This window comes from Frankia sp. AiPa1 (genome assembly GCF_023243075.1).
GTDB lineage: Bacteria > Actinomycetota > Actinomycetes > Frankiales > Frankiaceae > Frankia.
The window spans coordinates 23,939-36,146 of sequence record NZ_JALKFZ020000160.1; the positions used below are offsets into that span (position 1 = coordinate 23,939).

Sequence of the window (12,208 nt, forward strand, 5' to 3'; positions counted from 1 at the left end):
GGAGGTGATGGGCCGTTCTTGGCGGTCTGGCTCGTGTCAGGGTCAGGGTGCGAGGGTCGAAGCCCCCGAGGTGGCGGTGTTGTCGGCGGCCACCGACCGGCGCAACGCCGCGTGCAGGCCGACCGGCGTCAACACACCGATCGGCACCTCGTCCGAATGGTCACGCTCCGAGTCAACGCGGCCAGAACGGCCACCAGCCGCGTCAGCGCCGACCGGAGCATAGATGTCCAGCGTGTCGCGGTCCTGCGCCAACAGGGCCGCGAGCGCCTGGCGCAGCGGCGAGCCCACCCGGACTCGGCCCGAGGGTGTTCCGATCACCTCGGATCCGATCGTCTCGGATCCGAGATGGCTCCCGGCGTCCGGTGTGCGCGGGGGTTCCAGGTCGTCGCGCGACAGAAGGGTGACGGCCAGCCGGCGCAACGCGCGGTCAGAGCCGACGAAATCGGCCACGAAGCCCGTCGCCGGGCGCCCGAGGATCCGGGCCGGCGGGTCGATCTGCTCCAGATGGCCACCCTGGCGGAACACCGCGACCCGGTCGCCAAGCCGGATGGCCTCGTCCAGATCGTGCGTGACAAACACGATCGTCTTGCGGATCTCCTGCTGCAGCCGTAGAAACTCGGCCTGCAGCCGACCCCGGGCAATCGGGTCGATGGCGGAGAAAGGCTCGTCCATCAGCAGCACCGGTGGATCGGCCGCCAGCGCCCGAGCAACCCCCACCCGCTGTTGCTGGCCACCCGAGAGCTCATGTGGATACCGTCGCCCGATGGTCGCCCGATGGTCGCCGGATCCAGCCCGACCAGTTCCAGCAACTCGTCGACCCTGGCGCGGGTCCGTGCCGAGCGCCAACCCAGCAGCCGCGGCACGGTGGCGATGTTCGCCCGCACGGTCAGGTGCCCGAACAGCCCGACCTGCTGGATGACGTAACCGATCCGCCGCCGCAGCCGCACCGGGTCGCTCAGGCGGACATCCCGCCCGTCCACCAGGATTCGGCCGCTCGTGGGCTCCACAAGCCGATTGATCATCTTCATCGTCGTGGTCTTGCCGCAGCCGGAGGGGCCCACCAGGCACAGCAGCTCGCCCGCCGCGACGTCGAAGCTCAGGTCATGCACGGCGACCGTGCCGTCCGGATACCGCCTGCCGACCCCGACCAGCGAGATCATCGGATCCACCGGGGATGCTGAGGCCACCGGGAATGCTGAGGCCGCGGGATCGGAGGGCACCCGCGGCGAGGTCGCGGCGGGCTCCGTCATCGGCTTCGGGTCGCCGTCGGCCCCGTCATCAGCGCCGTCCTGCGCATCGACTCGTCCATCGGCATCCGCTCATCCATCGGGATCGCGTCCTCCCGGCCGGTTACGGTACTTCGGTGGCCATTGTCGCGTCCGGGACCTGCCTCCGACGCAACGCGTGGATCTGCGGAGACTATGTCCGTACGCGCTCCGACGAGTTGTGGTCAGCGACACGCGAACACATCTCACTGACGGTGAGCGCGGTAGCGCTGGGTCTGGTGATCGCGATCCCGCTGGTCCTGTTCGCCCGGCGTTACCGGGTGACGGTCGCCTGGATCGGCGGGCTGGCAAACGTCCTGTACACGGTTCCGTCGCTGGCGTTCTTCGCGTTGCTGCTCCCGGCCACCGGCCTGTCCCGGACGACGGTCCTCATCGGGCTCGTGGCCTACACACTGGTCGTCCTGTTCCGCGGCCTGCTGGCCGGGCTCGACGCGGTTCCGGACGACGTGCGTGAGTCCGCCCGCGGGATGGGCTACGGCCCGGTGCGGCTGCTGCTCACCGTCGAGGTCCCGCTCGCCCTTCCCGCGATCATGGCGGCGGTACGGCTGGCGACTGTCTCAACCATCGCCCTGGTCACCGTGGGCGCGGTCATCGGTCACGGCGGGCTCGGCAACCTCATCTACGACGGCCTGAACGAGTCGTTCAAGTCCGAGGTCCTGACCGCCTCGGTGTTGTGCGTGGCCCTGGCCATCGTCGCGGATCTCCTGCTTGTGATCGTGCAGTGGCTGTTGACGCCGTGGCGGCACCATCGTCGTCGCCAGCCCTCCCGCACTTCCCAACCGTCCCGGGCTCCGCGTGGCGACGCCCGCGGCGACGGAACCGGCGGCCACGCAGGCGGCGGTCAGGCACACGGCCACGGGCGGCCGAGCCTCGCCGGATCACCTCCCGGCTCGCCGACGGGGCCGGCGACAGGGACGACGACATGAGCACGCTGACGGGCGCCTTCCACTGGCTCACCACCGGATCGAGCTGGCGGGGCGGCGAGGGGATCGCCACCCGGCTCGGCCAGCACCTCATGCTCACCGGTGCCTCGGTCGGCATCGCGTGCGCGGTGGCGCTGCCGGTCGGCATCGGGCTTGGACATCTCGGCCGCGGCGGCACACTCGCGATCAACGTCTCGAACATCGGCCGGGCGGTGCCGACGTTCGCGGTCCTCGTGCTGCTCGCCATCGGCCCGCTGGGTCTCGGCGACACGACGACGATCACCGCGCTCACGCTGTTCGCCATCGCCCCCCTGGTCACGAACAGCTATGTGGGGATGCGTGAGGTCGACCCCGGCGCGATCGAGGCCGCCCGGGGGATGGGCATGTCCGGCGCCCAGGTGCTGCGCCGGGTGGAGCTGCCCCTCGCCCTCCCGATGATCCTTCTGGGGCTGCGGCTGGCCGCGGTGCAGGTGGTCGCGACCGCGACCATCGCGGCCTTCATCAACGGTGGCGGGCTCGGGCGATTCGTCGTCGACGGACTGGCGAACAACCAGCGGGACAGGGTCGTCGGAGGCGCCATCCTGGTAGCAGTGCTCGCACTCCTGGTCGACGGCCTCCTGTTCGCCCTGAGCCGCCTGCTCTCTGGCGCCCCACGGACACGGTCCCGGGCGTCGGCCTGAGGGAGCAGGGCCGCCTCGGTATTGCTGAAGCGTTACCGGAATGCCGGTTGTGGGTTGCGGTGGTCCATCTGCTGCGGGAGGGTGACCCGACCCGTTCAGAGACCGCCGGAGGGCGATCCTCGTGAGTGAAGCAGCAGCACCAATCAGACGGCGGCGCCGGCCGCGTGCCCTGGTGGGGGGCCTTGCGGGAGTGGTCGCTCTGATCCTCGCGCTCGCCGCCTGTGGCTCCGACTCCAGCGGCGGCGGGTCCAGTACATCGACATCGACATCGGCGGCAGCGTCGGCGGCAGCGGGCGGCGGGAAGCTCACGGTCGCCGACGCGGGCTTCACCGAGAGCAAGATTCTTGCCGAGATCTACGCGGCTTTGTTGGAAAAGGCCGGCTACAAGGTCGACCGGACCTCCGTGCAGCAGACCGAACTTGCCCAGTCGTCGTTGGAGAAGGGCACCGTCGACGCGATGCCGCAGTACGTCGCGACATACGCGGACCTGCTCAACACCGAGATCAACGGCTCGCAGGCGGCGTCGGTCTCCTCCCCCGACCTGCAGAGGTCGCTTGCCGCCCTGCGCCCGCTGGCCCAGCGCCGCGGCCTGACGGTGCTCGACCCGGCCAGCGCCGTCGACCAGAACGCGTTCGCGGTCAGTAAGTCCTTCGCCACGCAGCACCGCCTGAAGAACCTGTCCGACCTGGGTGCGAGCGGGCTGACCGTCAAGATCGCCGCCGGTCCCGAGTGCGCCACCCGGCCGTTCTGCCAGCCAGGGCTGGAGAAGACGTACGGGATCAAGATCAGCGAAATCGTGCGAACCGGAGTCGACACCCCGCAGACCAAAGCCGCGGTGCGGAAGGGCACTGCCCAGCTCGGCCTGGTGCTGACCACCGACGCCACCATCGCCGACTATGACCTCGTCGCCCTGACCGACGACAAGAAGCTGCAGAACGCGGACAACCTCGTCCCGATCGTCAACACGAAGTCGCTGACCCCGAAGATCTCCGCCGCGCTGAACAGCCTCGCCCCGGTCCTCACCACCGCCGACCTGGCCGCGCTGAACGAGAAGGTCGACTCCGACCGCGAGAAGCCGGCCGACGTCGCCCGCTCCTACCTCAAGGACAAGGGCCTGCTCGGCTGATGCGCTGCCCGGCAAGGTCGCCATCGAGTCGCCCGACCTCGACGGCGACCTTGCCGCCCGATGGGCGATCGCGGACCACGCGAAGTCCCAACTCTCCGCCCCTATCCCGCCCCCCGTAGCCTCACCCTCCGCGACAGGCCACCGAGCAAGATCCAGCCAAACAGGTCCCCGTGGGGGGCAAATCGGACACGAATCCGCCCACAACGACCTGCTTGGATCTTCACCCCTCGCCGCTCCCGCATTGCCGCCACGGATCGTGACCTCAGGCGGGTGAAGGCGCCACCCGGGGTGGCCGGATGGTCAGACGGCCGGGTGGTGGGGTGGCTGGGTGGCCGGGTGGCTGGGTGGTCAGGAGTGGCCGTAGGGCTCCGGACCGGTGCCGTCGGCAGGCTCGTCGCCGGGTTCGGTGTCGGACACGGAACCCGGCGAATGGGCCGCGACACCGATCAGCTCGACATCCACCGGGGCTAGATCGGTTGGGTCGTCATCGAAGATGATCGGCTCCGGATGGGCCGAGGGGGCGACCAGGGCCTCCGAATGGGCACCGCACCCGTGGTCGATCGCCGTGACCCGACCGTCGTCGGGGGCGAGCTCGTTGGCGCACGCCCCGAACATCCGCCCCAGTGCCCCGGCCAGGCGGACATGGAAACCACAGGTCAGGCAGGACGCGGGGGCCACCTTTGCGATGGATGCCCCGGGTCCCGGCTCGCCCGCATACCAGCGTTCGACGGCCTCCTCCCGGCCGGCCACCGACAGCACGCGGGGACGGCCGAGACCAAGCTCGACGAAGTCGTCGGTATCGATGAGCTCCTCGACATCGGCGACCCGCAGGGCGAGGCGGGGGTCGTCGATCGCCGTCGGGAGCAGGTCACCGACGCCCACGTCTCCCGGACGCAGCCGCTGCGACCATGGCACCCAGGCCGGGGCGAGCAGGGCCTCGCTCCACGGCATCAGCACCACGTCGTCGACGGTCGCCTTCCGGACCCGAGCAGCACGGGCGACGACAACCGTCCATACCCAGCCCCGGTAGGCGGGCGATTCGCACGCAAACCGGTGCAGGACGATCCGGTCGCCCTCCGATTCGACGCCGAGATGGCGGCCCACCGCGTCCTCGCTGCCAGCCTCGGACACCGCGGCGGCGCGGGCAAGATCCACCGCAGCCGCGCAGGCGGCGTCGACGGCCGACTCCCGCGCCGTCCGCGCAGCGCGGGGCGCCTCGCCAGCCCGGACCGACTCGGCCGCATGAACCGACTCGGCCACATGGCCAGGCTCGGCCGTGGGAACCGGCTCGGTGGCCGGGCTCGGCTCCGCCGCCGGGCTCGGCTTGCCGGCCTCGGACGAATCGGTCAACAGGACCGGCTCGGCCGGCGGCGACGCAGGTGTGCGGGTTGACTCGGTCGTGGCGGAACGAGCCTCTGGAGCATCCACGCAACGTATTCTCACCCACGGACACGTGCGCCGCCCGACATGGTCCGCCCGACATCGCCGAAGAGATGGTCGTAGCGGCGCGGGCCAAGGACGAGGACACTCCGCATGGTGAACCTGGGCAGGGCGATCTCGCTCAACGCGCGGCGCCTGCGGTCGAGCGTGCGCGGTGCGGACTCCGGCCGCGCCGGGCTGTCCGCCCTCACCGAGCTGTCGTTCGTCAACGCCGCTGGCGACGCGTTGGTCACAGTGACGTTGGCCGGTTCGCTGTTCTTCTCGGTGTCCTCGGCCGAGGCCCGGTCCAAGGTCGCCCTGTACCTGCTGATCACCATGGTGCCCTTCGCCCTGCTGGCACCGGTGATCGGGCCCCTGCTCGACCGGGTTGCCCACGGCCGGCGCACAGCGCTTGCCGCGCTGTGCCTGGCCCGTGGCCTGCTGGCTTGGCAGTTGGCCGGCGCGCTCGACGGCCTGTCCGTCTATCCGCTGGCGCTCGGGCTGCTCGTGCTCTCCCGCGCCTTCGGTGTCGCGCGTAGCGCCGTCACCCCCCGGGTGGCACCGGCCGAGCTCAGCCTGGTCCGGGTCAACTCCCGGATCACCCTGGTCAACGTCGTCGCCGGGGCGATCATTGCGCCGATCGGGCTGGGTATCGCCAACGTCCCGTTCGTCGGCTACCCGTGGGTGCTGCGGCTGTGCGCGATCGTGTACATGGCCGGGGTGCTGCTCGCCTTCAACCTGCCGGGGCATGTCGACTCGGCCGCGGGCGAACTACCGCTGCGGGCGGTGGCCGCCCCCGGCCTGGGACACCACGGGCTGCGGGCCCGGCTGCGGGCGGCGCTCGGCGCGATGCCGGTGGCGCTGCGGGCCACGCTGGTACTGCGCGGACTGGTGGGCTTTCTCACCTTCTATCTCGCCTTCCTGCTGCGGACCAGCGGTGGCAACAACCTCTGGCTCGGCGGGCTCGCGATCGCTGCCGGCGCCGGCAGCGGCCTCGGAGTGGCGATCGGTGGCCGGCTCGGCCAGCGCCGCCCGGAGGGCATTCTCATGCTGGCCATGGTCATGGCAGCCGGTGGCTGTCTCGGCGCGGCCGTCACCTACACCCGGCTCACCTCGCTGCTGGCGGCGTTGCTGGCCAGCATGGCCGGGTCGATGGGCAAGCTCGCGCTGGACACGATCATCCAGCGCGACATCCCGGAGACGTCGCGCAACTCGGCGTTCGCCCAGGCGGAGACGGCGTTGCAGCTCACCTGGGTCGCCGGCGGCGCACTCGGCCTCATCAGGATGCCTGGGACGCTGGGATTCGCCCTGGCCGCGGCCGCGGTCATCGGCACCGGCGTCGTCCAGTCCCGCGCGCTGCGCCGGGCCCGCCTCGCGGCCCGCGCCCGGCTGGCCGTGCCACCAGGCAGTCCCGCTCCTCCTCCGGCACAGGTTCAGCCCGCCGCCTCACAGTCCATGTCCGCCTCACAGTCCATGACCGCCACACAGTCCATGGCAATGCCGGCGCCTCCTTCGGTCGCCTGGCCCGCCGAAGCGGCGCCAGCGCGGCCGGCCGAAGCCACCTGGCCCGCCCAGCCCGGCGAAGCCACCTACCCCGCCCAGCCCGCAGGGACAGAATGGCGAGCGCAGCCCGTCGAGGCAGACTGGCCGGCGGCGGAAGAACAGGCATGGCCCGCGCCGGCCGCGGAGGGAACCCGGATCGGGGTGGCAACACCCGCGCCCATCCCACCGACGCTTGACGACCCCACCCGGCCCGACGCGCCCCGACAGCGACGCCGCCTGGGCGGCCGCCGTCGGCGGAGCTGACCCCGTCCGCGGCGGGCGACGGGGTCCGGGCCGGCAGGCATACCCATGTCGACGCATCGATCCGCGGACGTACCCGGCGGCGTACCGGCGGGCATACCCGGCGCCGGCTCCGCCGGCATTGTTTCCACCGGCCGAAATTCCCCGGCAGTGGGCGCCCTGCGCACCGACCCAGGGTGGAGCGTCAACGTCATCGTCCCCGTCTGTGCCCACCCGGCCAACCAAGGCCACCCCGGACAACAACGTCAGCCTGTCCGACAACCCGCAGACGACCGACGCAATCCCAGGGCAGGTCCCGCAACCCGGATCAGGCTGTATACGGAGCATCTTCCGGCACCCGGTTCACGGCCCATGCCGTCGCCGGCCGTAACGCGGGCGAGCTGGCTGTTTACGCAGCCGATCCGTAGGGCGGCCAGGCACGAACACGGCCACGGCCACCGTGGGCCGGACGATCCCAGCGGCACTACGGTGACCGATCCGGTGGGCGTATCAACGCGGGTACCCCCTGTGCCCCGACGCAGCCCACGCAAAGCGCATGCCATACCGCACACGACCATCGGCACCACGCACCGTCGCCCGTGATGCTATGGTCCGGCAACAAGTCCGATTTGCACCACATCGAAAACCCCGCGCCGTTACCTTGCCGTCCGGCGCGGTGGCGTTCGGGCAAATCGGTCCGCACAATCTCCGACGGCGGACGAGGACATTCCTGACGATGACACGGACGCGGTCGTGAGCCGCACCCTGATCGTCACCGCGGTGACCGCCGAGGCGGACGCGGTGTGCGCGGGACTGATGGGCAGCTGGTCACGCGGTCGGACCCGGCTGCCTGTGGGTCCCGGCAACCTGGTCTCCCCTGACTGGGACCGTCAGCTGCTCACCACGTCCACCCTGGGCCCGTACGTGGGCCGGCGGCGCGGTCCGGTCACGGTCCTCGCGGCCGGCACCGGCGGTCCGGCGGCGGCGGCCGGGGCGGCGACGGCGCTGGCCGTCGCAAGCGCCGCCGGCACGCCGTTCGACCTTGTCCTGACGATGGGGGTTGCCGGCGGGTTCCGCGGCTGGGCGGACATCGGCGACCTCGTCGTCGCCGAACGTATGGTCGCGGCGGACCTCGGTGCCGAGTCCGGCCTGGACGAGGAGCCACCCGCTCCCCCCGGCCGGATCAGCGATCTGGACCGCAACCTCGGCTTCCATTCGGCCGGCGCGCCCATCCACCGGGGGCCCGACGGCCGGGGATCCGCCGACGGCACCTTCCTGACCCTGGACGAACTGGGTCTGGGCTCGTCCATCGCCCGGCCCGAGCCGGAGCTCGTGTCCCGGCTGGCCACGGTGCTCGACGCGACCGGCCGGCGCATCGTCACCGGGACCGTGGTCAGCGTGTCGACCGTCACCGGCACGGAACGCCGGGCCACTGCCCTGACCGAGCGCCTCGACCCGGTGGCCGAGGCGATGGAGGGCTACGCGGTGGCCCTCGCCGCCCGCGCCTACGGCATCCCCGCCGCGGAGATCCGTGCGGTGAGCAACCCGGTCGGCCGCCGCGACCGCGACGGCTGGAACCTGCCCGCCGCGCTCGCCAGCCTGCGCATGGCCGCCGCCGCGCTGGTCGCGCACCCCGAGGGCCTGGTGGCCACGGAGCCGATCGCCTCCTCCGGTGCCGGCCCAGGCCCGGTGGGCAATGGCAGTGGTGGCAACGGAAACGGCACCGGTCCACACGCGGGCAGCGCGCAACGCCGAGGGTAGCCGCGGAGTAGACAGGAGTCTGGAGACCGGGAAGCGGAGCCGAGCGCGGGCGGCCGGCTCCGGCCAGCACGGGAGGAGCGGCGGATGAGCGACGACCAGCCGGATGCGGTCCAGTCGGATGTGGCCCAGCCGGGTGCGGTCCGGCCAGAGGCGAATGGCTCGAGGCCGCCACTGTCCTTGGCGATCTCTCCGTGCCCGAATGACACGTTCGCCTTCCACGCCCTCGCCCACGGGCTGGTCACCGGGGCGCCGCCGGTGACGGTGACCTTCGCCGACATCGACGTTCTCAACCGCCGAGCCGAGCAGCGGCGCGACGATGTGGTGAAAGTGTCCTACGCCGCCCTGCCCTGGCTGCTCGCCGACTACCAGCTGCTCACCTCCGGCGGTGCGCTCGGGCGTGGCTGCGGCCCCCTGGTGCTCACCGCCGGCCGCGCCGACCTGCGCGGTGCCCGGGTCGTCATCCCGGGCACCCGCACCACCGCTTACCTGCTCTTCCGGTTGTGGGCAGCCGGGCAGGACGTGGCCACGATCGACGTCCTGCCGTTCGAGCAGATCATGCCGGCGGTGCGCGACGGCCGTTACGACGCGGGCCTGGTCATCCACGAGTCGCGGTTCACCTACCCGTCCTATGGACTGACGGCGCTGGTGGACCTCGGCGACTGGTGGGAGGAGCGGACATCGCTACCGATCCCGCTCGGGGGAATCATCGCCCGCCGCGAGCTGGACGGGCCCGCGCTGTCCGCCGCGGTGCGCGCGAGCGTGGCCGCCGCGTTCGCCGACCCCGCCGTCAGCCACGACTACGTCCTCGCGCACTCCCAGGAGCTGGCGCCCGATGTCGTCGAGGCCCACATCAAGCTCTACGTCAACGAGTTCAGCCTCGATCTGGGTGACGAGGGTTTCGCCGCCGCGCAGACGCTGCTCGCCCGCGCGGCCGACGCCGGCCTGGTCCCGCCCCTCACCCGCCCCCTGCGCTGAGATCCCGCGCGACGCTGGACATCCTGCGACGAACGGCAACCGAGGCGGACGGCCTTGCGGCGGCAGCGCCCGGGCACCCGGCGACCCGGGCCGTCGATGGAGGACGTCGCCGGTCGACGGATGCGACACTGCGCTCATGCCGGAGCTGCCGGAGGTCGACGCACTCGCCGCGTTCCTGCGCGAGACGGCGCTGGGACGGGTCGTCGAGCGGGTCGAACCCGTCGCCGTCAGCGCGCTGAAGACCTTTGATCCGCCGTTCACCCTGCTGTGCGGGGCTGCCCTGGCCGACGTCCTCCGGCAGGGCAAGTTCCTCGATCTGACCTTCGCCACCGCGGACGGCGAGCGCCTCGACCTTGTGATCCATCTGGCCCGGGCCGGCTGGCTGCGCTGGAAGGCGACCCAGCCGACAGCTCCGGCGCGGCCGGGCCGCGGGCCGCTCGCCCTGCGGGTGACCTTCGACGACCGGGCCGGTTTCGACCTCACCGAGGCCGGCACCCAGAAGCGGCTGGCGGTGTACCTGGTCCGTGACCCCGCGCAGGTCCCCGGCATCGCCCGGCTCGGCATCGACCCGTTCGACGAGCACTTCACCGAGACCGCCCTCGCCGAGATCCTCACCGCGGCCGGCCGGAGCCAGCTCAAGGGCGTGCTCACCGACCAGGCCCGCATCGCCGGGGTCGGGAACGCATATTCGGACGAGGCCCTGTGGACGGCCCGACTCTCGCCGTACCGGCCGGCGTCCGCGCTGAGCGAGTCCGAGGTCGCCGACCTGCACGCCGGGATCGTCGAGGTCCTCACCGCCGCGCGGACGGCCGCCGCGGGACTGGCCGCCGGCGATCTGAAGGCGGAGAAGAAGGCCAATCTGTCCGTGCATGGCCGCGCCGGCGAGGCCTGCCCCCGCTGCGGGGACACGATCCGGCAGGTGTCGTTCGCCGACCGCTCGCTGCAGTACTGCCCGACCTGCCAGACCGCCGGCCGCTTCCTGGCCGACCGCCGCCTGTCCCGCCTGCTGAAGTAGCTGACCAGCCACCGTGGTCCGGCCGGTGGGTCCTACCACCGGGTCGCGGACGCTGCGATGCCCGATTCGGCACCTCCGCAGCGCCCCGACTCCCGCACCCGGCACCCGGCACCCGGCACCCGGCACCCGGCACCCGGACTATGAGCCGGGTCCGGATGGCAGGATGGGACGGTGAGCTCAGACCAGATTCCGGCCGTCAGCGTCGACGACCTGCCCGCCGATCTGTCCGCGGACGGCGCGCCGCTTCTCGTGGACGTCCGCGAACCCGACGAGTGGTCCGCCGGGCACATCGCCGACGCCCTGCACATTCCCATGGGTGACCTGGTCGCCCGGCTCGACGAGGTGCCGCGCGGGCAGGACATCGTTGTCGTGTGCCGTTCCGGGCGCCGGTCCGCCGCCGTCACCAACTATCTGGTGCAGGGCGGCTGGCAGGCCCGCAACCTCACCGACGGCATGATCGCCTGGCAGGCCCACGGCCGCCCGATGGTCGCCGAGGGCGACACCAATCCCACCGTGCTGTAACAGCAGTGGCGGCCCTAGTCCCGTCCGCCCCAGCAGAAATCCCGAATCCCACCCTCCGCAACAGCCCACCGAGCAAGATCCGGCCAAATAGGTCGCCGTGGGGGGCAAATCGGACATGAACACCCCCACAACGACCTCTTTGGATCTTCACCTTTCGCCATCCCCGGACTGCCGTCACGGATCGTGAATTGGGGGGTGAAGGTCGGGGCGGTGGCCGGGAGCGAGGGCGAACGCCGGGGTGAGGGCGGTGCCGTGAGCTGGATGGCGGACTGTCCGGGAAACGACGGTCGCGGTGGACGGCGATCCGGTCGTCTCCCGGCTCGGGCCCCGAGTGGCGCCCCCGGTGGTCAGACGACCGGAGCGCCCTCGCCCTGCTGGTGGGCACCCCGCTCGACGTGCTCGCGGTAGCTGGCGGCCTCGTCCTCGGACACGGTCAGTCCATCGGCCGCGCGGCGCGCCGCGGGGTCATCCGGGCCGGAGTCGGCAGCGCGCACCGCCTCATCCCGAGCCCGGCCTCCCTCGGCCGCCTCGAAGTCATCTCGAGTGCGGAAGTCCTCCGGAACCCGGGGGTCGTCATGCTCGAGCGTGGACCGTGTTTCGCCGGACGCCGCCTGAGTGGACGGGGTCTGCGCGGAAAGGGTCTCCTTGGACATCGGGTCGCCTCCTTGCGTCGCGAGCCGGCCGTCCGTCTCCGGATCGCCGACTCGGGTGTCGCGACC

12 protein-coding genes are annotated in these 12,208 nt (G+C 71.8%); 8 read left to right on the forward strand and 4 right to left on the reverse strand.

Features of this window, described 5'->3' with window-relative positions:
* Positions 1–42 precede the first annotated feature (42 nt).
* Positions 43–765 carry an ATP-binding cassette domain-containing protein gene (locus tag MXD95_RS29715; RefSeq protein ID WP_480024035.1) on the reverse strand — a complete coding sequence of 241 codons (723 nt, stop codon included), beginning with the start codon at positions 763–765 and terminating at the stop codon, positions 43–45.
* Complete coding sequence (locus MXD95_RS29720) at positions 672–1,250, reverse strand: ATP-binding cassette domain-containing protein (protein ID WP_518455882.1); 579 nt, start codon at positions 1,248–1,250, stop codon at positions 672–674. Before MXD95_RS29720 ends, MXD95_RS29715 begins: the two co-directional genes overlap by 94 nt.
* A gap of 113 nt (positions 1,251–1,363) precedes the next feature.
* Here MXD95_RS29720 and MXD95_RS18215 point away from each other — a divergent pair, with 113 nt between their 5' ends.
* From MXD95_RS18215 to MXD95_RS18225, 3 genes are all read left to right on the forward strand, one after another.
* The gene (locus MXD95_RS18215; RefSeq protein WP_250641860.1) at positions 1,364–2,212 is read left to right on the forward strand and encodes an ABC transporter permease; all 849 of its coding nucleotides are present in this window, start codon (positions 1,364–1,366) and stop codon (positions 2,210–2,212) included.
* Positions 2,209–2,889, forward strand: a complete 681-nt coding sequence (locus MXD95_RS18220; RefSeq protein WP_250641861.1) for an ABC transporter permease — start codon at positions 2,209–2,211, stop codon at positions 2,887–2,889. Before MXD95_RS18215 ends, MXD95_RS18220 begins: the two co-directional genes overlap by 4 nt.
* Positions 2,890–3,010: 121 nt before the next feature.
* Positions 3,011–4,015 (forward strand): ABC transporter substrate-binding protein, encoded by a 1,005-nt coding sequence (locus tag MXD95_RS18225; RefSeq protein ID WP_250641862.1) that lies wholly within the window; start codon positions 3,011–3,013, stop codon positions 4,013–4,015.
* A gap of 348 nt (positions 4,016–4,363) precedes the next feature.
* Here the strand turns inward: MXD95_RS18225 and MXD95_RS18230 are convergent, their stop codons facing one another.
* Positions 4,364–5,443 carry a DUF3027 domain-containing protein gene (locus tag MXD95_RS18230; protein ID WP_250641863.1) on the reverse strand — a complete coding sequence of 360 codons (1,080 nt, stop codon included), beginning with the start codon at positions 5,441–5,443 and terminating at the stop codon, positions 4,364–4,366.
* A gap of 105 nt (positions 5,444–5,548) precedes the next feature.
* On the opposite strand from MXD95_RS18230, the gene MXD95_RS18235 reads away from it, so the two are divergent.
* The 5 genes from MXD95_RS18235 (at position 5,549) to MXD95_RS18255 (ending at position 11,489) form a co-directional block, all read left to right on the forward strand.
* Positions 5,549–7,240, forward strand: coding sequence for an MFS transporter (locus MXD95_RS18235; RefSeq protein WP_250641864.1), 1,692 nt, complete (start codon positions 5,549–5,551; stop codon positions 7,238–7,240).
* Between the two features lie 729 nt (positions 7,241–7,969).
* Complete coding sequence (gene mqnB, locus MXD95_RS18240) at positions 7,970–8,977, forward strand: futalosine hydrolase (RefSeq protein WP_250641865.1); 1,008 nt, start codon at positions 7,970–7,972, stop codon at positions 8,975–8,977.
* 84 nt (positions 8,978–9,061) lie between these two features.
* Positions 9,062–9,952 (forward strand): 1,4-dihydroxy-6-naphtoate synthase, encoded by an 891-nt coding sequence (locus tag MXD95_RS18245; protein ID WP_250641866.1) that lies wholly within the window; start codon positions 9,062–9,064, stop codon positions 9,950–9,952.
* A gap of 136 nt (positions 9,953–10,088) precedes the next feature.
* A complete protein-coding gene (locus MXD95_RS18250; protein ID WP_250641867.1) occupies positions 10,089–10,967 on the forward strand; it encodes an Fpg/Nei family DNA glycosylase in 879 nt (292 codons plus the stop codon).
* 171 nt (positions 10,968–11,138) lie between these two features.
* A complete protein-coding gene (locus MXD95_RS18255) occupies positions 11,139–11,489 on the forward strand; it encodes a rhodanese-like domain-containing protein (RefSeq protein WP_250641868.1) in 351 nt (116 codons plus the stop codon).
* A gap of 347 nt (positions 11,490–11,836) precedes the next feature.
* Here the strand turns inward: MXD95_RS18255 and MXD95_RS18260 are convergent, their stop codons facing one another.
* Positions 11,837–12,142: a hypothetical protein gene (locus tag MXD95_RS18260; RefSeq protein WP_250641869.1), complete on the reverse strand. Its 306-nt coding sequence runs from the start codon at positions 12,140–12,142 to the stop codon at positions 11,837–11,839.
* Positions 12,143–12,208: the final 66 nt, after the last annotated feature.

Excerpts from the sequence above, each read along its gene's own strand:
- MXD95_RS29720 (WP_518455882.1), bottom strand. The coding sequence starts at position 1,250 with ATGACGGAGCCCGCCGCGACCTCGCCGCGGGTGCCCTCCGATCCCGCG.
- MXD95_RS18220 (WP_250641861.1), top strand. The coding sequence starts at position 2,209 with ATGAGCACGCTGACGGGCGCCTTCCACTGGCTCACCACCGGATCGAGC.
- MXD95_RS18235 (WP_250641864.1), top strand. The coding sequence starts at position 5,549 with ATGGTGAACCTGGGCAGGGCGATCTCGCTCAACGCGCGGCGCCTGCGG.
- MXD95_RS18245 (WP_250641866.1), top strand. The coding sequence starts at position 9,062 with ATGAGCGACGACCAGCCGGATGCGGTCCAGTCGGATGTGGCCCAGCCG.
- MXD95_RS18250 (WP_250641867.1), top strand. The coding sequence starts at position 10,089 with ATGCCGGAGCTGCCGGAGGTCGACGCACTCGCCGCGTTCCTGCGCGAG.
- MXD95_RS18260 (WP_250641869.1), bottom strand. The coding sequence starts at position 12,142 with ATGTCCAAGGAGACCCTTTCCGCGCAGACCCCGTCCACTCAGGCGGCG.